Origin of the sequence: Salinicola sp. JS01 (assembly GCF_030284585.1) — a bacterium.
Classification (GTDB): domain Bacteria; phylum Pseudomonadota; class Gammaproteobacteria; order Pseudomonadales; family Halomonadaceae; genus Salinicola.
The window spans coordinates 1737842-1758416 of the sequence record NZ_CP127244.1; the positions used below are offsets into that span (position 1 = coordinate 1737842).

Sequence of the window (20575 nt, forward strand, 5' to 3'; positions counted from 1 at the left end):
TCCGGAAAGGCGCTTATTAACCAGTGGTAAGCAAAAAATATCATTGCAAAAGGGTTGCATGTTGCGATTTTAGCGCAATAATGTGAGGGCCAATCAATCTGCAACGGAACTCAGAATGTCTCTTCTCAGTGACTACGTCAAAAAGGAACAGCTCCTTAAGCAGTTAGAAGAAGAGCTGAAGCGTATGGAAGGTGACCAGCGCCTCAAGGCCGAGCTCGAATTCAAGGAGAAGCTCGAGGCCCTGATGGCGGAGTATGGTAAGTCCGCTTCCGACGTCATCGAACTGCTCAGCCCGCGCCCCAGCAGTGCTGCCGCAAGTACTCAACCCGCCAGCGCTGGCGGTCGTCGCAAACGCAAGCTCAAGATCTACAAGAACCCCAATACGGGTGAAGTGGTCGAGACGCGTGGCGGCAACCACAAAACGCTGAAAGCGTGGAAAGAAGAGCACGGCGGCGACACCGTGGAGTCCTGGGTCGTGCGCACCGAAGAGTGATCCGATTCGACGCCCGGCGAGTGTGGCAGGCAGCTGGAAAGCCTTCTGACACAGCCTTGGCCGTGCTCGAGCAGGTCGCCAGAGAAAGAGCGTCTACCCGATAAGGGTGGGCGCTCTTTGTTGTCAAGCCTTTTCATGTCGTCTTGCTTTTCCAAGGCCTTACCGCATCCTTGCCGTCAGTTGGGCACTGAAGCGAACCCCATTTAGGGTGTCTACGCGATAGATGATTTCGCGGCAGAATTCCGCTATGCTTTTCGACGACCCGCTGAAAGCCTGTTGTGGGGGCCGCGTTCGCTCCCGTTTGCGCACGCTCCTGTCTAGAGTGGTTTGTTTAGAGAGGTTCGTCCGGCCGTCACAGGCGTGTTCCTGTTCGGGTCATTCATCTCAACTGCCTACACCTGACGGTGTCTGGCCATTGCTGCCAACGATCGTTACTCTATGCCACGCCAACACATGAACGAACGCGATAAACTCCGTAAGTTCCGAGAATTGGATGATGCTTTCGCGCAGGCGCTACGAGAGCTCGACGGTGGTTCACGTCAAGCCTCTTCGTCCCCCGTCGATGAACGCCCACGGTTCGAAGATCGCCTCCATGCGCTGATGTCGGAGTATGCACTGAGCCAGCAATGCGTGCTCGATATGCTGACGACACTGACCCGGTTGAAATATCTTTCTTGAAGTGCGTACGTGCCGTTTTTAGCCTGATGTGACTTATCTCGCGCTGTTTCCGCCTGGAAACGTAGCGTTGCGTTATGTGAGAGCGTGGCGTTACGTGATGTTATGTGGATACGTAGCGTCGCGGTATGCAAAAACCGGGATTGCGACAACATTTACCGAAGTCCCTTATGCGATTGTCGCGAGTTAAAGTATTCCGCGACGCTAGGTGGCGTTTTATGCAATTGTCCAATAGTTTTAAGCATGTCAGCGCCTGCCTGCCAGCGAACCACTGCCTGCTGGTCGATCCTCTTTCGGCGTTCTGCCAATTGGCTTCGTCGAACCGCCGATAGCGTAGGCCTAGCGGGCGGTGTCTCGCGGTTTCGATCTGCCCGGAGCGCGCCACGCAGACCAAAACCCTTTACCATTGGCACCAGCTATCCTGTGCTCGATGGTCGTCGCGGTAGCGGTATCGCGGCGCTCGGGCGCTCTCATTCGAAGTCGAAGGAACCGCAATGCGAATCACGATTTTCGGCACGGGCTACGTCGGCCTGGTCACGGGGGCCTGTCTGGCGGATGCAGGTCACGACGTCATGTGCATGGATATCGACGAACACAAGGTCGTGCGGCTCAAGCGTGGCGAGATTCCGATCTACGAGCCCGGGTTGGAAGCGCTGGTCACCGAGAACGTGGCCCACGGGCGGCTGACCTTTACCACCGATGTCCGCCAGGCGGTGGCATTCGGGACGCTGCAGTTCATCGCCGTAGGCACGCCGCCCGATGAGGACGGCAGCGCCGACCTGCAGTACGTGCTCGCCGTGGCGCGCTCGATCGGTGAGCATATGGACGCCTACAAGGTGGTGGTCGATAAATCCACCGTGCCGGTGGGCACCGCCGATCGCGTGCACGAGGCGATCGCCGAGACCCTCGCCGGGCGCGGCGTCGAGCTGCCGTTCGATGTCTGCTCCAACCCCGAGTTCCTCAAGGAGGGCGCGGCGATCGAGGACTTCACCCACGGCGCGCGGATCGTGGTGGGGACCGACGCCGAACGCGTCAAGGCGCTCATGCGCGAGTGCTACGCGCCTTACAACCGGCGCGCCGAGAAGCTGATGTTCATGGACGTGCGCAGCGCCGAGCTGACCAAGTACGCCGCCAACGCCATGCTGGCGACCAAGATCAGCTTCATGAACGAGATCGCCAACCTGGCCGAGCGCTTGGGCGCCGACGTCGAGAACGTGCGCCGGGGTATCGGCAGCGACCCGCGTATCGGCTATCACTTCATCTATCCGGGCTGTGGCTACGGTGGCTCCTGCTTCCCCAAGGACGTTCAGGCGCTGTCGCGCACCGCGGCCCAGATCGGCTATCCGGCACAGCTGCTGGAAGCGGTGGAAGCGGTCAACGAGCGACAGAAGGCCACGCTGTTCGCGAAGCTCGAGCAGGCGTTCGATGGCGCCCTGGCGGGCAAGGTGGTGGCGATCTGGGGGCTAGCATTCAAGCCCAACACCGATGACATGCGTGAAGCGCCGAGCCGAGCGCTGATGGAAGCGCTGTGGGCCGCCGGGGCCAAGGTGCGTGCCTTCGACCCCGAGGCGATGGAGGAGTGCACCCGGCTCTACGGCGAGCGCGACGACCTGACTTTGGTCGACGCCCGTGACGAGGCGGTGATGGGGGCCGATGCGCTGGTCATTTGCACCGAGTGGAAGTCTTTCCGCACGGTCGATTTCGCTCAGCTCAAGCGGGAACTCACCACGCCGGTAATCGTCGATGGCCGCAATCTGTTCGACCCGCTGGCGGTGCGCGACGCCGGGCTGCTCTATTTCGCTGTGGGGCGCGGCGACTCGCTCGAGCAACAGGCGCCGCGCGCACGGTGATCGCGTGGTGATAGAGAGAGGTACCGCGACCGGCAGGTCGCGGTGGTCTCGACGTCAGGCGGGCTCGGCCTGAGATATCATAGATTTATTATCTATCGACCCACCAAGGACATCAGTGCATGTTGATCCCCGTGGTGCTCGCCGGCGGCGCCGGTACCCGGCTGTGGCCGATGTCGCGGGCAAGCTTTCCCAAGCAGTTCCTGCCCGTGGTGGGGCCGCGCAGCATGCTGCTCGAGACCCTGGATCGCTTCGTCAGCGTCGAGCCCGCCGATCCCATCGTGGTGTGCCAGGAGGCGCATCGCTTCGTGGTCGCCGAGCAGCTGCGCGAGGCGGGCTGGCGCGCGGAGATTCTGCTCGAGCCGGCGCCGCGCAATACCGCGCCGGCCATTGCCCTGGCCGCACTGCAGGCGATGGTGCGCGACCCCGATGCCATGCTGCTGGTGCTGCCGGCGGATCACGCCATCCGTGACCCCGAGGCGCTGCGCGCGGCGCTGGGGCCGGCCCAGGCGGCGGCGCGCCAGGGCCGGCTGGTGACCTTCGGAGTGACCCCGACCCGCGCCGAGACCGGCTACGGCTATATCGAGACCAGCGAGTCGCCGAGTGAAGCATTCGCGGTGCCGATCCAGCGCTTCGTCGAGAAGCCCGACGCCGCGACTGCCGAAGCCTATCTCGCCAGCGGCCGCTATCTGTGGAACAGCGGCATGTTCCTGATGCGTGCCGACCGTTATCTGGAGGAGCTGGGGGCACACCGTCCGGACATGCTCGATGCGGTGACCGCCGCCTGGGAAGCGCGCCAGTCGGATCTCGATTTCCTGCGTGTGGCGCCGGCGCCCTTCGCCGCCTGCGAAGCCGAGTCGGTGGACTTCGCGGTGATGGAGAACACCGCCGAGGGCTGTGTGGTGGCGCTCGATGCCGGCTGGTCCGATGTCGGCTCGTGGCAGGCGCTGTGGGAGATCGCCGACAAGGATGCCGCGGGCAATGCGCTCAGTGGCGACGTCATCACCGAGGACGTGCACGGCAGTCTGATCCGCGCCGAGAGCCGCCTGGTCACGGCGGTGGGGATCGACGACCTGCTGATCGTGGAGACCCCGGATGCGGTACTGGTGACCCATCGCGAACAGGCCCAGGAGGTCAAGCGGATCGCCGCGGCGCTCAAGCGCGACAATCGCAGCGAGTGGGATCTCCATCGCCGCGTGCATCGCCCCTGGGGCAGCTACGATGGCGTGCATCGCGCCGCGCGCTATCAGGTCAAGCATATCTGCGTGGCGCCGGGCGGGCGCCTCTCGCTGCAGCAGCACTTCCATCGCGCCGAGCACTGGGTGGTGGTGTGCGGCACCGCGCGGGTGACCTGCGGCGACGACACCTTCCTGCTGACCGAGAACCAGTCCACCTATATCCCGCTGGGGGTGGTGCACCGGCTCGAGAACCCGGGCAAGATCCCGCTCGAACTGATCGAGATCCAGAGCGGCAGCTATCTGGGCGAGGACGACATCGAGCGTTTCGACGACGTCTATCGGCGCGACTAGACCTCTCCGGCGCGCGGCGCGGTGGCGACGGTCGGCGTCTCGCCGTGGCTGGAGGCGCCGCTGCGCTCGGCGGCCGCGGTCAGGTGGTCGACCATCTCGCGCGCGATCAGCGGCAGCGAGTCGTAGTCGCGCATGCCGATCACCAGTTCGCGCTCGGCCCAGGTGTCGCTCAGCGGGACCGTCGCCAGCGACAGGCTACCGCGGTAGGCCGAGACCGCGCGTGCCGGCAGAATGCCCACCCCCATGCCGCGATCGATCATGCGGCAGATCCCCTCGAAGCTGCGCACCTGGATGCGCATGCGCAGCGCGCGCTTCAGGCGCTGGGCGTCCTGCTGCAGCAGACTGTGCAGCGAGGAGTCCTGCTCCAGCCCGATGAAGTCGTAGTCCAGGGTCTCGGCGAAGGCGATGCTGGCGTGCCCGGCGAGCGGATGGTCGCTGGCGGTCACCAGTGCCAGGCGGTCGCGGCGATAGGCGCGGGTCTGCAGCTCGGCGGCGGGAATATGCGCCGAGAAGATGCCGATATCGGTGAGCCCTTCGCGCACCGCGGCGATGATCTCGTGGCTCAGACGCTCCTGCATGTCGATGCGGATCTGCGGGTAGCGCCAGGTGAAGTCGCTCAGATCCTCGGGCAGGAACTCGATCACCGCTGAGGTGTTGGCGTGCATGCGCACATGCCCGCGGACACCCACGCTGTAGTCGCTCAGATCCGCGGTCAGATGGTCGAGGCTATCGAGCATGTGGCGTGCGTGGTGCAGCAGCGCATGCCCCGCCGGGGTCAGCTCGACGCCGCGGGGGCGTCGGTAGAGCAGGGCGGTCGAGAGCTGCGTCTCGAGATCGCTGATGCGTTTGCTCACCGCCGCCAGCGCCAGGTGCTCGCGCGCCGCCGCCCGGGTCAGGCTGTGCGAGTCGGCGATGGCGATGAACAGGCGCAGGGTGGTGAAATCGAGTCGCTTCATTATGGGCCGCAGGCTGGCGATGGGCCCCCGAGCCTAACTCAGCTTTCGCCTTTGGCGAAGCCTTGCTTGACGATTGCGCAATTGTCGCCGTCGCCGGGCTACGCCATGCTGGCGGGCATCCGCGGCCGGCGCGCGCCGCCCTGCGCGCTGCGTGCCTGCCGCTGCCAATCATGGGAGAAGGCGATGTCGGCAAGCGACGGTGCCCAGGCTCTGGCCGGGCTCAAGGTGATCGAACTGGGACAGCTGATCGCGGGCCCCTTCGCCAGCAAGCTGCTGGGCGAATTCGGCGCCGATGTGATCAAAATCGAGCCGCCCGGCACGGGGGACCCGCTGCGCAAATGGCGCGTGCTGAAGGACGGCACTTCGCTGTGGTGGCACGTGCAGACCCGCAACAAGCGCTCGCTGGCGCTGGACCTGCGCACGGCCGAGGGGCAGGCGGTGGTGCGCCGGCTGGTGGCGGAGGCGGACATCGTGATCGAGAACTTCCGCCCCGGCACGCTGGAGCAGTGGGATCTGGGCTGGGAGGCGCTGAGCGAGCTCAATCCGCGGCTGATCATGGTGCGCATCTCCGGCTATGGCCAGACCGGTCCCTACCGCGATCGCCCGGGCTTTGGCGTGATCGGTGAGGCCATGGGCGGCCTGCGCTATCTTTCCGGCCACCCGGACCAGCCCTCGGTGCGGGTCGGCATCAGCATCGGCGACTCGCTGTCGGCGCTCTACGGCGTGATCGGCGCGCTGCTCGCGCTGCAGGAGCGCCAGCGCAGCGGTCGCGGCCAGTATATCGACGTCGCCCTCTACGAGTCGGTCTTCGCCATGATGGAGAGTCTGCTGCCCGAGTACGACGCCGCCGGCGTGGTGCGCGAACCTGCCGGCAGCGCGCTGCCCGGTATCACCCCCTCCAACGCCTATCGCTGCGCCGGCGGCGAATACGTGCTGATCGCCGGCAACGGCGACAGCATCTTCAAACGCTTGATGCAGGCGATCGGGCGTGACGATCTGGCCGCTGACCCGCGCTTCGCCCACAACGATGGTCGCAGCCAGCATGCCGAACTGATCGACGGTGCGATCGAGGCGTGGACCCGCCAGCATGCGCGGGATCAGGTCCTGGACACCCTCGAGAACGCCCAGGTGCCGGTAGGTTACCCCTACACCGCCGAAGATATCGTCGCCGACCCGCACTATCTGGCCCGCGAGATGATCGAGCGCGTGCGCCTGGATGACGGCGCCGAACTCAAGGTGCCTGGGGTGCTGCCCAAGCTGAGCCGCACGCCGGGGCGTATCCACGGCGGCGGCCCGGCGCTGGGACAGCACACCCAGGATGTACTCGACGAGCTCGGCATCGACCGCGAAACCCAGGCCAGAATGCGCGAGCGGGGGTGATCTGATGGCTCGCCATACGCTGACGCCGGCCAGCGGCATGACGCGGGGCAGCGAGCGGGTGACGCTCAACGAGGTAGCACCCCGCGATGGCCTGCAGATCGAGTCTCGATTCGTGCCCACGGCGGAGAAGATCCGCTGGATCGATGCGCTGTCGCGCACCGGAGTGGCCAAGATCGAGGCGACCTCCTTCACCTCACCTAAAGCGATTCCCACGCTGCGCGATGCCGAGGCGGTGATGCAGGGCATCGAGCGCGTCGCCGGGGTCGACTACGCGGTCCTGGTGCCCAACGAGAAGGGTGCCGAGCGTGCCCTGGCGGTGGGTGTCGACGAGATCAATCTGGTGCTCTCGGCCAGCGATAGCCACGGCCGCGCCAATCTACGTATGAGCGCCGAGCAGTCGCTGGCGCGCTTTGCCGGCATTGTCGAGCTCACCCGCGGCAGCGGGGTCCAGATCAACGCCTCGATCTCTACTGCCTTCGGCTGTCCGTTCGAGGGCAGGGTGGCGCAGCGACGGGTGATGGAGATCATCGAACGCCTGCTGGCGCTGGGCATACAGGGCATCAGCCTGTGCGACACCACCGGCATGGCCAATCCGCAGCAGGTCGCGACCCTGTGCGGCGCGGTGCTGGCGCGCTGGCCGTGGCTGGCGCTGACCCTGCACGTGCATGACACCCGCGGGATGGGGCTGGTCAACGCCTTCAGCGCCTGGCAGCAGGGGGTGACGCGCTTCGACGCTGCCCTGGGTGGCCTGGGCGGTTGCCCCTTTGCGCCGGGGGCCAGCGGTAATGTGTGCACCGAGGATCTGGCCCACATGTTCGCCCAGATGGGCGTGGAGACCGGCGTCGATCTGGCGCGCCTGCTCGCCGTGGCAGAGGCGCTGCCGGCGCTGGTCGGCAATGCGGTGCCCGGCCAGGTGGTCAAGGCCGGTACCGCCGAGCGGCGCTATCCGCTGCCCACGGGGAGCGAATAGCGAGTCGCGCTGGTTCGGGCGCCGGGGCGCGACTCAGTCGCCGCCCACGGCCACGGCATCGCGCACGTGAACGGGCTGCCCGTTGGCCCAGGTAGCGGCCACGGTGCGGTCGTCACCCAGCATCATCAGCGCAAACAGGCGCTCGGCCAGCGTCGTGGCACCGCTCAGGCGGCGTGACAGCAGCGGCGTGGCGTCCGGGTCGAGTACCACGATATCGGCCTCGTAGCCGGGCTGCAGGCTACCGATCTTGTCCGCCAGATGCAGCGCGCGGGCGTTGCCCAGCGTCAGCCGATAGAACCCCTGCCAGCCGGTCAGCGGCTGGCCCAGCAGTGCTCCCACCTGATACGCCCCCTGCAGCGTGCCGAAACCCGACAGCGAGGTGCCGGCGCCGACGTCGCTGGCCAGCGAGGTGGCCAGCCCGGCGTCGCGGCAGGCCAGGCGGTCCATCAGCCCGCTGCCGAGGAACAGATTCGAGGTCGGGCAGAAGGCGATGTTGGCACCCGGGTCGGCCAGACGGCGGCGCTGCCCGTCATCCAGATGGATACCGTGGGCGAAGGTACTGCGCGGGCCCACCAGGCCGTAGTGTTCGTAGACCTCGAGATAATCGCGCCGCTCCGGGAAGAGTTCGGCGACCCAGGCGATCTCGCCGCGGTTCTCCGACAGATGGGTCTGCAGGTAGAGATCCGGCGCGCTGCGCAGTACCCCGCCCACGGCGTCGAGCTGCTCGCGGGTGGAGGTCGGGGCGAAGCGCGGCGTCAAGGTGTAGGCGAGGCGATCACGGCCATGCCAGTCGGCGATCAGTCGTTCGCTGTCGCGCACGCCGCCGAGGGTATCGTCGGTGAGCGCTGCGGGGGCGTTGCGGTCCATCAGGACCTTGCCGGCGAGCATGCGCAGCCGACGCCGCTGGGCGGCGCCGAAGAAGCTGTCGACCGAGATCGGGTGCGACGAGCAGAACACCTGAGCGGTGGTGGTGCCGGCGCGCAGCAGCTCGTCGAGGAAGCGCTCCGCGGATTGCCGGGCGTGCTCGGCGTCGGCGAAGCGGCATTCGGCGGGGAAGGTGTAGTCGTTGAGCCAGTCGAGCAGCTGGTGGCCGTAGGAGGCCATGATATCGAGCTGCACATAGTGGACATGGCTATCGATGAAGCCCGGCATCATCAGCTTGCCGCGGTAGTCGACCACCTCGATCTCCGGCGGCAGCCGGGCGGCCAGGGCGGCGTAGTCGTCGACGGCGTGGATATGCCCGTCGACGATCCAGATCGCGCCATCCTCGAGATAGCGCGTGGTGTCGGGCAGCGGGGTGTTGTCCTCGCCGGGATCGTCGAGGCAGGTGAACAGGGCGCCGCGGAGCAGTCGGTGCGATTGGGTCATGATGGCAAGGTCATCGTCAGCGGGCAGAGGGGAAGGCATCCCGCAGCGTGGCCGCAGGAATGCCGCGATGGTGATCGTCGTCCGCCTCGGCGGGCGGCGTGGAGAGCGCCAGCAGCTCGGCGGCGACGCTGATGGCGATCTCCTGGGGGCGCTTGGCGGCGCTGGCGGCGAGGCCGATGGGGCAGCGCACCCGCGCCAGATCGGCCTCGCCGAGCCCGGCCCGCCCCAGCGCCGCGCGAAAGCTCGACCACTTGCTGGCCGAGCCGATCAGCCCCAGCGAGGCGAGATCGTCACGCGGCGCCAGGGCAGCCACCAGCCGGCGGTCGAGGGCGTGGTCGTGGGTCATGATCAGCGCGTGGCCGTCTCCGACCAGCTCCGCCAGCGCGGCGTCCGAAGCGTCGGCATCGACCGTGTGACAGTGCACGCGGGGGCCGCCGGCGACACCCTCGAACGCCGTGGCGCGGCTGTCGAACCAGTCGATCCGCCACGGCAGCGGTGCCAGTAGAGCGACCAGCGCCTGGCCCACGTGGCCGGCGCCGAACAGGCTTAGATGCTGCTCGGCGCCGGGGAAGTGCTCGATCAGCACCTGCACGCAGCCGCCGCAGCACTGGCCCGAGCGGGCGCCGAGCACGAAGGTCTCCAGATGTGTCTGCGGCGTGGCGGACGGTGTCGCTAGTGCTTCCCGCGCCAGCGCGATCACCTGCTGCTCGAAGTGGCCGCCGCCCAGGGTATCGATCACCTGCCCCGGCGTGACGACCAGCTTGGCTCCGGGCTCCCGCGGGGTCGAGCCGCTGGCGGCGACGATGCTCGCCAGCACGTGGGCCTCGCCCGCCTGCTGCAGGCGATGCAGCGCCGCATGCCAGGGCTCCGGTGCCCACCCGTTCGTGGCGTTGTCGGGGGTGGGTATCATGGCTCGTCTCGCCGGCGCAGGGCCTCGGCCGCCAGCAGCACACGCTCGGGGGTGGCCGGCGTATCCAGGTCGGGGCTCTCGCGGTAGTCGACCAGGCTGGCCAGGGCGTCGCGCAGCGCCGACCACACCGAGATCGCCAGCATGAACGGCGGCTCGCCCACTGCCTTGGAACGATAGAGGCTGGCCTGGGAGTTGGGGTGGCCCTCCAGCAGCTCGACGTTGAACACCGGTGGCAGGTCGCCGAAGGTGGGAATCTTGTAGGTCGCCGGACCGTCGCTGAGCAGGCGGCCCTCGGCGTTCCACTTCAGCTCCTCGCTGGTCAGCCAGCCCATCCCCTGGATGAACCCGCCCTCCACCTGGCCGCGGTCGATGGCCGGATTGAGCGAGTCGCCGACGTCGTGGAGCACGTCGACGCGCTCGACCCGGTACTCGCCGCTCAGGGTGTCCACGCGCACCTCGCTCACCGCGGCGCCGTAGGCGAAGTAGTAGAACGGGCGGCCCTGGCCGCTGTCGCGGTCGTAGTGGATCAGCGGCGTGGCGTAGAAGCCGGTGGCCGAGAGCGAGACCCGGGCCAGATAGGCGGCCTGGATCAGCTCGCCCCAGGCGACCCGATGGCCGGCATCGCCGTCACCGGCGACCAGCGCGCCCTGCTGCAGCGTCAGCCCCTCGCGGTCCCACTGGTAGTGTTCGGCGGCGAAGTCGAGCAGCCGCCGGCGCATCTGGATGGCGGCATCGCGCGCCGCCATGCCGTTGAGATCGGCGCCGCTGGAGGCTGCGGTGGGCGAGGTGTTGGGCACCTTGTCGGTGCGGGTGGCGCTGATCCGCACCGCCGCCAGATCGAGCCCCAGCTCCCGTGCCACCACCTGGCAGATCTTGGTATGCAGGCCCTGACCCATCTCGGTGCCGCCGTGATTGATCATCACGCTGCCGTCGGTATAGACGTGGAGCAGGGCGCCGGCCTGGTTGAGGTGCTTGGCGGTGAAGGAGATACCGAATTTGACCGGGGTCAGCGCCAAGCCACGCTTGACCACCGGGCTGTGGCGGTTGAACGCGGTGATCGCCTCGCGGCGTTGCCAGTAGTCGCTGCTCTGGGTCAGGCGTTCGACGATGTGGTGCAGCAGCGGGTGCTGGTCGACGCGCTGGCCATAGTGGGTGGTCTCGCGGCCCGGGCGGTAGAGATTGCGCTGGCGAATGGTCAGCGGGTCCTCGCCGCGATGGCGAGCGATATCGTCCATGGCCCGCTCGATGATCATCATCCCCTGGGGGCCACCGAAGCCGCGAAAAGCGGTGTTGGAGGCAGTGTGGGTGCGCGCGCGATGCCCGGTGACGCGTGCCGCACCCAGCGAGTAGGCGTTGTCGGCGTGGAACATGGCGCGGTCGACCACCGCCTCGGAGAGATCCGGCGAGTGGCCGCAGTCGCCGATCAGCTCGATGTCGCCGCCGAGGATCACGCCGTCGTCGTCGATACCCAGGCGGTAGCGGTTGTGGAACGGATGGCGCTTGCCGGTGGCACGGGTGTCCTCCACCCTGGGCAGGCGCAGGCGCACCGCGCGGCCGGTGCGCCGGGCGAGCAGCGCCGCCATGCAGGCCCAGGGTGCGGCCTGGGTCTCCTTGCCGCCGAAGCCGCCGCCCATGCGCCGGTTCTCCACCGTCACTGCATGGAACGGGATATCGAGCACCTCGGCGACCAGCTTCTGGGTTTCGCTGGGGTGCTGGTTAGAGGTGTGGACGGTCACGCCCTCGTCTTCGCTGGGGATGACCAGGCACGCCTGCCCCTCGAGATAGAAGTGCTCCTGACCACCGACGAACTGACGCGCTTCCAGCACGTGGGGCGCCTGCGCCAGTGCCTGGTCCCAGTCGCCGCCGACCTGGCGGTGGGAGGGGCGCACGAACTCACCGGCCGCGGCGGCGGCGACCGCATCGAAGCGTGGCGTCAGCGCTTCGATCTCGACCACGGCGGCGCGCACCGCACGGCGTGCCGCGGCATAGCTGGTGGCTGCCACCGCGAACAGCGGCTGGCCGACATAGCTCACACTGGTCTCGGCGAACAGCGGGTCGCCGGGAAAGACCGGGCCGATATCACGGTGTCCGGGAATGTCGCTGGCGCGGATGACGTCGACCACCCCGGGGCTTTTGGCCACGGCGTCGAGATCGAGCCGGAGCAGGCGGCCGTGGGCGACCTCGCTCAAGCCGACCATGGCATGCAGCGCTCCCGCCGGCGCGGGGAGGTCATCGATATAGTGGGCGCGTCCGGTGACATGCTTGACCGCACTTTCGTGGCGCGCGGCCTGCGGCTGGCGTGACGCGTCGTGGGTGGAGGCGATGGTCTCCCGCGCCAGCGGCTCGTCGCCCTGCACCGGGGCTTCGGCGGCGGGCGCCTGCGGGCGCGCCTCGGCGCTGGAGTGACTGGCCTGCAGACGTTTAGTGAGCGTACGCATCGAGCGCCACCTCCTGAGTATCATCGCGGCTCGGGTCGAGGATCAGCGCCCAGCGCTCGAGCAGGTTGGTGGCGGCGGTCAGGCGATAGTCGGCGGAGCCGCGCACGTCGTCCAGCGGCGTCAGCGCCGCACGCAGAGCGCGCTTGGCGTCGGCGAAGGTCGCCGCCGTGGCCGGCTGGCCTTCGAGTGCGGCCTCCACCGTGGGCACCCGTAGCGGAGTCGCCGCCATGCCGCCGAAGGCGACGCGCACATCGTGCAGCCGCTCCCCGGTGTGACGCCAATGGAAGGCGCCGAGTAGGGTCGAGATATCGTCCTCGCGGCGCTTGGAAAGTTTCCATACCCGCAGCTGTGCGTCGTCCTCGGGTCGCGGCAGCCAGATGGCCACGATGCACTCGCCCGGGCGCAGGGCGGTCTTGCGGTAGTCGAGGAAGAACGCCGAGAGCGGCAGTTCGCGCTCGCCCTCGGGGCCGGCCAGTCTCAGCCGTGCCTCGAGCGCCAGCAGCACCGGCGGGGTGTCGCCGATGGGCGAGGCGTTGGCGATATTGCCGCCGACCGTGGCGCGATGGCGAATCTGCGCCGAGCCAAGGCGTTCGAGCAGATGGGCGAAGGCGGGGTAGTGGGTCTGCAGCAGTGGCTCCCACTCGCGGTAGGTGACCGCTGCACCGATCCACCACCCCTTGGCCTCTGCCTCGATGCGGCGCAGCTCGGCGACCTGACTGAGATCGATCACCTCGGGCCACTGTTCGAGCCGTTGGGTGACGCCGAGCCACAGATCGGTGGCGCCGGCCACCAGCGGCGCCTGCGGATGTTCGCGGCGCAGTTGCATGAGCTCGGCGAGATTCTGCGGCGTGTGGTAGTGCGTGGCGCGGCTGGCGCGACCGAGCGCGCGCCACGCCGTCTCGAGCTCCGGGTCGTCAGCCCAGCTCGGCCGGCTGTCCGGCTGCGTGGCCATGGCATGGGCGGCATCGCGGATCGGGCGGTAGCCGGTGCAGCGGCAAAGATTGCCGCCCAGCGCGGCTTCCAGCGCCTGGGGCGCGAGCGGGGCGGCAGGCGTCTGGCGGCGCGACTCGTGCAGGGCGAACAGCGACATTACGATGCCGGGGGTACAGAAACCGCACTGACTGGCATGGCACTCGACCATGGCGGCCTGGGCCGGATGCAACGCCTCTCCCCGCGCCAGCCCCTCCACCGTGACCAGATGGCAGCCCTGAAGCTGATGCGCCGGGGTAATGCAGGCGTTGGCGGTACGCCACGCCGCCGGCGAGTCGGGGTCGGAGATCGCCACGGTACAGGCGCCGCAGTCGCCGGAGGCGCAGCCCTCCTTGGTGCCGCAGTGGCCCAGGGTCTCGCGCAGCAACGCCAGCACGCTGGTAGCGGGGGCTGCCTCCACGCACTGGCGTCGGCCGTTGAGGAAGAATTCGATCATCGCTCACCCCTGGTGGTGTTGTCGTTGTCGTTGTATTGGACGTCAGGCGGCCGGCGGCCAAGCCGGCGGAAAGAACGAGCGACGCGTGACGAGAGCCGGTAAAAAAGCTGACCGATCGGTCAAGTCGTTACAGGTTCTCCGATCGTACGCCCGGAGGCAAGAGGGTTCGGGTAAGATTGCGCGTGGACCTTCGACGATTCAAGGAGAGCGCGTGAGTGATTCGATTGCAGCGGAACCGACGGTTCGCGAGCGCAACGAACGGCGGATCTTCGACGCCGCGGAGCTGGTCTTCGCGCGCCACGGCTATCGTGGGGCCAGCATCCAGGCGATCGCCGCCGCCGCCGAGCTGCCCAAGTCCAATGTGCTCTATTACGTGGGCAGTAAACGCAGGCTCTACGTGGCACTGCTGGAACGCACCATGGCGCGCTGGAACACCGCGCTCAGCGATATCGGCGAAGACGATGACCCGGCCACGGTGATCGAGACGTTCATCCGCAGCAAGATGGCGCTGAGCCAGACGCATCCGCTCAGTTCGAGACTGTTTGCCAATGAAATACTGCAGGGAGCGCCATTTCTGCAGGAGACCCTTGCCGGCAGCATGCGCGAGTGGGTCGAGTCGCGTGCAGCGATCTTCCGGCGCTGGGCCGAGCAGGGGCGCATGGATCCGGTGGACCCGGTCTGGCTGATCTTCCTGATCTGGTCGGCGACCCAGCACTATGCTGATTTCGAGGCGCAGGTGCTTGGTATCACCGGGCAGGCCGGTCTGGCGGACGCCGATTTCGCCGCCGCCACCGACTGTCTATGTCAGGTCATTCTAAAGGGGTGTGGGCTGACGCGGGGGTGAAAGACCAGAGGGATAAAAACCAGAGGGATAAAAACCAAAGAGAGTAAAAACCAGAGGGGTAAAAAAGGAGTGCAACAACGACAGTGGGGAAGGCAAGCAAGACCGCGAGGGGAAAACGACGGGAACAAGACGATGAGACATCGAAAAACGATACGACGGAAGCGAGTCCCTTCGCACTCGACCTCCTGTCGAGTCTCGACCTTGAGCGCCGGCAAGCTCCTTTTGCTCTGGATCGATCCCTGGGCTCTCCCTGGCGCGATCCCTGCCAAAACGCTGCCTCCCTGAGCGGGTTCCTTGGATGGCATCCTGCCACGGCCATTCTAGCCGAGCGATGAGTCCGTTCGCTAATGACTTTTTCGTTTAAAATCCAATAATTACAAAAAGAAACAGTGCTCGATAAACGCGCCCTCCGGGCGCCGGGAAACCGTTGTTTCGGTTGAAGAAAATTCTGCCAACAGTTCTCACGAGGGGCGCCGTAATGGTCCTTGCGCCGCTCACTTCGTGCGGCTCCCCTCGTTTGGTTCTATTCAAACGGTCTGCGCGTGCGGTCCCGGTCACGATCGGCCATTTGGGCGATTCATGCCGGCGCTTCGAAGGCGACACTGCGAATCAGCGCGATCACCTCCCGCCCCGGTGTCAGCTGCATCTCGTCGCACGCCTGCCGGGTCAGGCGCGCGCGCAGCGACTGCTCGCCGACCGTCAGGCGTAGCTCCTGGGAGCTGGGATCGTGGGTCGAAGGGGCGGTGTCGACGATACGTGCGGCGAGGCCGTTGCGATAGCTGGTATCTGCTGGCATCGCCAGGGCGATGGCGACGTCGCGCACGCCGATGCGCAGACGTACCTCACCGCCGAGCGGCTGGTCGATACGCGGCACGCGCAGTGTCTGGCCGTCGGCCAGGGTGATCCGGGTCAGGGCGTAGTGTGCATCCTGGGCGGTGACCCGGCCGCACAGCCGTGAGGCCGCATCGAAGCCGCCCAGGCGACCACCGAGGTCGAGCCGTTGCAGCAGCGCATCGAGCGAGCCATGGGCCACCAGGCGCCCGCTGTCGATCAGCGCCAGATGGTCGGCGATGGCGGTGATCTCCTGGGTATCGTGGCTGACATAGAGCACGGGAATGTCGATCTCTCGGGTCAAGCGCACCAGATAGCGCAGCAGCTCCTGCTTGCGCTCGCCATCGAGGCCGGTGAGCGGCTCGTCCAGCAGCAGCAGGCGCGGCTGGGTCAGCAGCGCGCGGCCGATGGCAACGCGTCGGGCTTCGCCGCCGGAGAGCGTGCCCGGCAGGCGCTCGAGCAGCGGCTCGATACCCATTAGCGCGACCAGGTCGTCGAAGCGTGAGCGGGCCGCCCGCGGCATGCCGTAAGTGAGGTTGCCGCGCACCCGGTAGTGGGGGAACAGGCGCGGCTCTTGGAATACCACGCCGAGTCGGCGGCGATGCACCGGCACCGCGATGCCGCGCTGGCAGTGGGTCAGCCACCGCTGATCCAGGCGCACATGCCCGGCGTCCGGGCGGTCGAGGCCGGCGATCAGACGCAGCAGGCTGGTCTTGCCGCTGCCGGATTCCCCGAACAGCGCGGTGACCCCGCTCGCCGCCACCTCCAGCTTCATCTCCAGGGTGAAATCGCCGAGGCGCTTGCGCAGGTCGAGCGAGAGCGCATTGCGGGAGGTCATCGGTCACGCTCCTGCAGGCGCCGCCGGGCGCGGCGAGCGAGCCACTCGGAGGCGATCAGCGAGAGCATCGCGATGGCAATGGAGATCGCGCACAGTCGCGCGGCGGCGGCCTCCTTGCCGGGGGTCTGGATCAGCGTGTAGAGCGCCAGCGGCAGGGTGCGGGTCTCGCCGGGAATGTTCGAGGCGAAGGTGATGGTGGCGCCGAACTCCGATAGTGCGCGGGCGAAGGCCAGCACGCTGCCGGTGAGCAGGCCGGGTAGGGCGAGCGGCAGGGTGATGGTGAACAGCACCCGCCAGCGTCCGGCACCGAGGGTCGCCGCGGCGGCCTCGAGCTTGGGGTCGACCGCTTCCAGCGACAGCCGTACCGCGCGCACCAGCAGGGGAAAGGCCATGACCCCGCCGGCCACGGCGGCACCCTGCCAGGTGAACGGCAGGGTGATGCCGAGACTCGCCTGCAACCAGTGCCCGAGCCAGCCCTGGCGGCCCAGCGCCAGCAGCAGCAGATAGCCCACCACCACCGGTGGCAACACCAGCGGCAAGTGGATGACACCATCCAGCAGTGACTTGCCACGGAAGTCGTGCCGCGCCAGCAGCCAGGCCAGCGCGATCCCGGGGATCAGGGTCCAGCCCACCGCGCTGCCAGCGATCTTGAGGCTCAGCGCCAGCGCTTGCCATTCGGCGTCCGAGAGCACCCGGTTCAGTCGCCGGTGAGCGGGGTGAAGCCGTAATGGCTGAAGATCCGGCGCGCCGCGTCACCGGCCAGCCACTGGCGCAGCGCCTCGGTGGCGGCGCTGGGCGATGGCGTGACCACCGCCATGGGGTAGGTGATCGGCGTATGGCTGGCGTCGGGAAAGACGCCGATCTGACGCACGCCGTCGCTGGCCTCGGCATCCGTCTGGTAGACGATCCCCAGCGGCGCTTCGCCGCGCTCGACCAGGGCCATGGCTGCGCGCACGTTGTCGCCGCTGGCCAGGCGTGCCTGCAGCGCCGGCCACTCGCCCAGGGACTCGAGCGCCTGCTTGGCATAGATACCCGCCGGCACGTGGTCGGTATTGCCCACCGAGAGCCGCTCGTCGGGGCCCAGGCGGGTGGCGATAGCGGTGCCATCGCCGGGGGTGAAGGGCGCGATCTCGCTGTCGCGCGGGGCGATCAGCACCAGTCGGTTGGCGAGCAGATCGATACGCTGGTCGACCGTGGCGCCCTGATCGGCGAGCCAATCCATCCACTGCTCGTTGGCCGAGAGGTAGAGATCCGCCGGGGCGCCGTTGGCGATCTGGCGCGCCAGGGTCGAGGAGGAGGCATAGACCGGCACTACCTCGACATCGTGCGACTGCTCGTAGCGGGCGATGGCGCTGTTCATGGCATCGGTGAGCGAGGCCGCGGCGAACACCTGGATGCGCTCGGCGGCGCTGGCGTTGAGCGGAAGCAGTGTCAACAGCAGGGCGCCGAGAGTGGCGGCGGTGCGCAGCGCGGGCATGGCGTTCTCGCTATGTCTGTTTGGAAATAACGGGAATGACTATAGACCAGCCGGGCACGAGCGTCGACCCTACTCGCCGGCAGCGCGTAGGGTCGGCAACCGCTGCCCGCTCAGGACTCGTGGGAGGGAGCGTGCGGCGAGCGCAGCAGTCCACGCAGGGCCGCGCTCTCCGGCGCGGCGTCGAGGCGCTGCAGCAGCGCGTGATAATGGGAGATGAGCTCGCGGGCCAAGGGGGTCAGGGTGGCGCCGCCGCGCTGGCTGCCACCGGAGCTGGTGTCGACCAGCGCGGCGCCGAAGTGACGGCTCATGGTCTCCAGCAGCTGCCACGCCTTCTTGTAGCTCAGACGCATCTCGCGGCAGGCGGCGGCGATCGAGCCGTGGCGCTCGATCGCCTCGAGCAGCGCGATCTTGCCCGGGCCGAGCACGATGTCGCGCTCGGCGACCAGACGTAGCTGGAGCTGGGGACGGGGATGATGGGTGCGGGTCATCGAGAGCAAGCCGTAGCTGGGGAGCGAGACCCTACCATAGCACTCGACTCCGGCCAGACCAGAGCCGAACCAGGGCCGAACCAGGCGAGCGCAGCGGCTGGCGCTGCGCTCGCGATCGAGTTCAGGCGGTGCTAGCGACGCTCGCGGGGCTCGACAGCCGCCAGCGCAGCCAGTCGATCACCACGAACAGCACCAGGCTCGCCCCCATCACCGGCAGCGCCAGGCCCAGCGCCAGCGCCACCAGCAACACGCCCAGACGCGGCCCCCAGCCGAGCTGTGCGAACAGTGCGCTCAGAGTCTGCGGCGCGGCGCGCGTGCCGCTGGCCGGACGCCGCTGCCACCACATCCGATAGCCCCAGCAGATCAGCGTTGCCAGACTGCCGGCTACTGCCACCAGCACCAACTGATTGGGCAGGCCGAAGAGCACGCCCATATGCAGGTCGATGCCCCAGCGGGTGAGCTTGGCCGCCAGCGGGAAGGTGGAGAAATCGGTACGGTCGAGTACCGCGAAGCTGTGCGGGTCGAGCGCTACCTGGTCTACCTCGGTGGGCCACTCGCGGCCGATCTCGCGCACTTTCCAGGCGCGATCCGCTGCCGGCGGCGGCTGCAATTCGATCTTGCCCGCCATCAGGCCGGCATGGCGGGCTGCGGCCAGCGCGCGGTCGAAGTCGGCGCCGGTGACGCCCGAAGATGTCATGCCCATGCCGCCCGCAGCGTGGTGATGCTCGGCGTGGGGGTCCGCGGCGGCGGCGTCCTGCCCTTTCAGCGTCGTGGAGACACTTGGCGTGCCCCAGCCCCAGGCATGGCGCAGTTCGGCGATATTGCCGCCGGCCCATTTCGACCAGGTGAGCCCGGTGGCGGAGAAGAACACCAGCCCCAGCGCGGCGACGATGCCCAGCGTGGCATGGCGTTGGCGCCGACGCTGCGGGCTGGCCGCCGGGGCGCGGCGGGCGCCACGGCGCTGCCACCACAGCACTACGCCACCCAGCGCCAGCAGCCACAGCCAGGAGGCGGCGAGTTCGCTATAGATGCGCCCGGGCTGCCCCAGCAGCAGGCTGCGGTGGAACTGACTGATAGTGGTGCGCAGCGGTAGCGAGCCGCTGGTGCCGTAGGCGGGCATGTCGCCACGCACCGCCAGTGTCACCGGGTCGATGAACAGCGCGCGTTGCTGGAATTCCCCTACGCTGGGGTCATCGAACATCACCCGGGTGGTCTGGCCCGCGGCGGGCGCCGGGCGCACCGCGGCAGGGGCTTGGCTGATACCAGCCGCGGCCTGGGCGGCTGCGATTTGGCGCGCTAGCGGCTGCGCCTCACCCTTGCTCTGGGTGGTCAAGGCGTCGTGGTAGACCCACTGTTCGAGCTGCGGGGTCAGGGCGTAGGCGATGCCCGAAAGGGCTGCGATCAGCAGAAAGGGTCCCACGAAGAGACCGACGTAGAAGTGCAGCCGCGTGATCATCGCGAGCAGCAGTTGACGAGTGCGGCGGCGCTCGGCCGCTGCCATGGGGGTAGACATGGATATCTCCGAATTGGCGACGTCGGCAGCGCAGCATTGGCGTGCCGACAGAGCCCGACGCAATGCGACGGCGGGCGCTGGAAGTCAGCTCAAGACGAAGGCGCCGGGTGGCGCGCGGGGAGAAAAACGGGCGTGCGGGTTGGGCGGCGCCGCCAGCGGCGTGGGCGCTGCGACGCTGGGGGCGGCGGGCGACACGATGGGCGGCGGTATCACGGCGGGCGTGGCAATACCCGGGGCGTGCAAGAACAGCTCGCAGTAGCCGCAGGCCGCCAGGTGCCAGTGGTCGCTGGCACTGAAGCGCGATTCGGCGCGCATCCCGTGGCCGCCGCTCATGGCGGCGGAGGGCGCGGCAGCGTGATGCGTCGGCGCCTGCAGCGCGTGCAGCGGCATGCCGCCGTGGGCGGGCATCTCCATCAGGCGCTGTGACTGGCTCACCAGCGGACCGACGAACGCCATCAGCATGGCGAATAGCGCCAGCCAGGTCAGCGGTCGGTAACAGTGGTGCCACAGGCGGGTCATGGCCGGAGTCCGTCGCGTCGTCGACCCGCGACTCTAGCGTGTCCGGGCGGTGGCGCCAATCATTGCCGCCTGG

The 20575-nt window shown here is 67.8% G+C and carries 18 protein-coding genes; 7 read left to right on the forward strand and 11 right to left on the reverse strand.

The window, feature by feature from the left end; all coding sequences use genetic code 11:
- Positions 1–115 precede the first annotated feature (115 nt).
- The 4 genes from QO259_RS07820 to QO259_RS07835 all read left to right on the forward strand — a co-directional run bounded on the left by QO259_RS07820 (position 116) and on the right by QO259_RS07835 (position 4544).
- On the forward strand, positions 116–493 hold the full coding sequence (locus QO259_RS07820; protein WP_207037235.1) for a histone-like nucleoid-structuring protein, MvaT/MvaU family: 378 nt from the start codon (positions 116–118) through the stop codon (positions 491–493).
- Between the two features lie 453 nt (positions 494–946).
- Positions 947–1171, forward strand: a complete 225-nt coding sequence (locus QO259_RS07825) for a hypothetical protein (RefSeq protein ID WP_207037234.1) — start codon at positions 947–949, stop codon at positions 1169–1171.
- Between the two features lie 491 nt (positions 1172–1662).
- Positions 1663–3018, forward strand: coding sequence for a UDP-glucose dehydrogenase family protein (locus QO259_RS07830; RefSeq protein ID WP_285952402.1), 1356 nt, complete (start codon positions 1663–1665; stop codon positions 3016–3018).
- A 119-nt stretch (positions 3019–3137) separates the two neighbouring features.
- Positions 3138–4544, forward strand: coding sequence for a mannose-1-phosphate guanylyltransferase/mannose-6-phosphate isomerase (locus tag QO259_RS07835; protein ID WP_285952403.1), 1407 nt, complete (start codon positions 3138–3140; stop codon positions 4542–4544).
- Here QO259_RS07835 and QO259_RS07840 read toward each other — a convergent pair.
- Entirely contained in the window at positions 4541–5500 is a 960-nt protein-coding gene (locus tag QO259_RS07840) for a LysR family transcriptional regulator (RefSeq protein ID WP_285952404.1), read from the reverse strand. The genes QO259_RS07835 and QO259_RS07840 overlap by 4 nt on opposite strands.
- Before the next feature lie 183 nt (positions 5501–5683).
- Here QO259_RS07840 and QO259_RS07845 point away from each other — a divergent pair, with 183 nt between their 5' ends.
- Both QO259_RS07845 and QO259_RS07850 read left to right on the forward strand, forming a co-directional pair.
- Positions 5684–6880 (forward strand): CaiB/BaiF CoA transferase family protein, encoded by a 1197-nt coding sequence (locus tag QO259_RS07845; protein WP_285952750.1) that lies wholly within the window; start codon positions 5684–5686, stop codon positions 6878–6880.
- 4 nt (positions 6881–6884) lie between these two features.
- On the forward strand, positions 6885–7850 hold the full coding sequence (locus tag QO259_RS07850) for a hydroxymethylglutaryl-CoA lyase (RefSeq protein ID WP_285952405.1): 966 nt from the start codon (positions 6885–6887) through the stop codon (positions 7848–7850).
- Between the two features lie 33 nt (positions 7851–7883).
- Here the strand turns inward: QO259_RS07850 and guaD are convergent, their stop codons facing one another.
- Genes guaD through xdhA form a run of 4 tightly spaced genes read right to left on the reverse strand, consistent with a single transcriptional unit; the run spans position 7884 to position 13992 of the window.
- Positions 7884–9218 carry a guanine deaminase gene (gene guaD / locus QO259_RS07855; RefSeq protein ID WP_285952406.1) on the reverse strand — a complete coding sequence of 445 codons (1335 nt, stop codon included), beginning with the start codon at positions 9216–9218 and terminating at the stop codon, positions 7884–7886.
- Between the two features lie 16 nt (positions 9219–9234).
- On the reverse strand, positions 9235–10128 hold the full coding sequence (xdhC, locus tag QO259_RS07860) for a xanthine dehydrogenase accessory protein XdhC (RefSeq protein WP_285952407.1): 894 nt from the start codon (positions 10126–10128) through the stop codon (positions 9235–9237).
- On the reverse strand, positions 10125–12566 hold the full coding sequence (gene xdhB / locus QO259_RS07865; RefSeq protein WP_285952408.1) for a xanthine dehydrogenase molybdopterin binding subunit: 2442 nt from the start codon (positions 12564–12566) through the stop codon (positions 10125–10127). The genes xdhC and xdhB overlap by 4 nt, the downstream gene beginning before the upstream one ends.
- A complete protein-coding gene (gene xdhA / locus QO259_RS07870; RefSeq protein WP_285952409.1) occupies positions 12550–13992 on the reverse strand; it encodes a xanthine dehydrogenase small subunit in 1443 nt (480 codons plus the stop codon). Before xdhA ends, xdhB begins: the two co-directional genes overlap by 17 nt.
- A 211-nt stretch (positions 13993–14203) precedes the next feature.
- Here xdhA and QO259_RS07875 point away from each other — a divergent pair, with 211 nt between their 5' ends.
- The gene (locus QO259_RS07875; RefSeq protein WP_285952410.1) at positions 14204–14836 is read left to right on the forward strand and encodes a TetR family transcriptional regulator C-terminal domain-containing protein; all 633 of its coding nucleotides are present in this window, start codon (positions 14204–14206) and stop codon (positions 14834–14836) included.
- 577 nt (positions 14837–15413) lie between these two features.
- Here QO259_RS07875 and modC read toward each other — a convergent pair.
- The 6 genes from modC to QO259_RS07905 form a co-directional block, all read right to left on the reverse strand.
- The gene (gene modC, locus QO259_RS07880) at positions 15414–16505 is read right to left on the reverse strand and encodes a molybdenum ABC transporter ATP-binding protein (protein WP_285952411.1); all 1092 of its coding nucleotides are present in this window, start codon (positions 16503–16505) and stop codon (positions 15414–15416) included.
- Positions 16502–17197 carry a molybdate ABC transporter permease subunit gene (modB, locus tag QO259_RS07885; RefSeq protein WP_285952412.1) on the reverse strand — a complete coding sequence of 232 codons (696 nt, stop codon included), beginning with the start codon at positions 17195–17197 and terminating at the stop codon, positions 16502–16504. The genes modC and modB overlap by 4 nt, the downstream gene beginning before the upstream one ends.
- 5 nt (positions 17198–17202) lie before the next feature.
- Positions 17203–17982 (reverse strand): molybdate ABC transporter substrate-binding protein, encoded by a 780-nt coding sequence (gene modA, locus QO259_RS07890; RefSeq protein WP_035473575.1) that lies wholly within the window; start codon positions 17980–17982, stop codon positions 17203–17205.
- Between the two features lie 110 nt (positions 17983–18092).
- Positions 18093–18470 carry a winged helix-turn-helix domain-containing protein gene (locus tag QO259_RS07895; RefSeq protein ID WP_285952413.1) on the reverse strand — a complete coding sequence of 126 codons (378 nt, stop codon included), beginning with the start codon at positions 18468–18470 and terminating at the stop codon, positions 18093–18095.
- Positions 18471–18591: 121 nt separating this feature from the next.
- Positions 18592–19983 carry a PepSY-associated TM helix domain-containing protein gene (locus QO259_RS07900; protein WP_285952414.1) on the reverse strand — a complete coding sequence of 464 codons (1392 nt, stop codon included), beginning with the start codon at positions 19981–19983 and terminating at the stop codon, positions 18592–18594.
- An 84-nt stretch (positions 19984–20067) separates the two neighbouring features.
- Positions 20068–20502 (reverse strand): DUF2946 domain-containing protein, encoded by a 435-nt coding sequence (locus tag QO259_RS07905; RefSeq protein ID WP_285952415.1) that lies wholly within the window; start codon positions 20500–20502, stop codon positions 20068–20070.
- Positions 20503–20575: the final 73 nt, after the last annotated feature.

Coding starts and splice junctions, on each gene's coding strand:
- QO259_RS07820 (WP_207037235.1), top strand. CDS start 116: ATGTCTCTTCTCAGTGACTACGTCAAAAAGGAACAGCTCCTTAAGCAG.
- QO259_RS07825 (WP_207037234.1), top strand. CDS start 947: ATGAACGAACGCGATAAACTCCGTAAGTTCCGAGAATTGGATGATGCT.
- QO259_RS07830 (WP_285952402.1), top strand. CDS start 1,663: ATGCGAATCACGATTTTCGGCACGGGCTACGTCGGCCTGGTCACGGGG.
- QO259_RS07835 (WP_285952403.1), top strand. CDS start 3,138: ATGTTGATCCCCGTGGTGCTCGCCGGCGGCGCCGGTACCCGGCTGTGG.
- QO259_RS07840 (WP_285952404.1), bottom strand. CDS start 5,500: ATGAAGCGACTCGATTTCACCACCCTGCGCCTGTTCATCGCCATCGCC.
- QO259_RS07845 (WP_285952750.1), top strand. CDS start 5,684: ATGTCGGCAAGCGACGGTGCCCAGGCTCTGGCCGGGCTCAAGGTGATC.
- QO259_RS07850 (WP_285952405.1), top strand. CDS start 6,885: ATGGCTCGCCATACGCTGACGCCGGCCAGCGGCATGACGCGGGGCAGC.
- guaD (WP_285952406.1), bottom strand. CDS start 9,218: ATGACCCAATCGCACCGACTGCTCCGCGGCGCCCTGTTCACCTGCCTC.
- xdhC (WP_285952407.1), bottom strand. CDS start 10,128: ATGATACCCACCCCCGACAACGCCACGAACGGGTGGGCACCGGAGCCC.
- xdhB (WP_285952408.1), bottom strand. CDS start 12,566: ATGCGTACGCTCACTAAACGTCTGCAGGCCAGTCACTCCAGCGCCGAG.
- xdhA (WP_285952409.1), bottom strand. CDS start 13,992: ATGATCGAATTCTTCCTCAACGGCCGACGCCAGTGCGTGGAGGCAGCC.
- modC (WP_285952411.1), bottom strand. CDS start 16,505: ATGACCTCCCGCAATGCGCTCTCGCTCGACCTGCGCAAGCGCCTCGGC.
- modA (WP_035473575.1), bottom strand. CDS start 17,982: ATGCCCGCGCTGCGCACCGCCGCCACTCTCGGCGCCCTGCTGTTGACA.
- QO259_RS07895 (WP_285952413.1), bottom strand. CDS start 18,470: ATGACCCGCACCCATCATCCCCGTCCCCAGCTCCAGCTACGTCTGGTC.
- QO259_RS07900 (WP_285952414.1), bottom strand. CDS start 19,983: ATGTCTACCCCCATGGCAGCGGCCGAGCGCCGCCGCACTCGTCAACTG.
- QO259_RS07905 (WP_285952415.1), bottom strand. CDS start 20,502: ATGACCCGCCTGTGGCACCACTGTTACCGACCGCTGACCTGGCTGGCG.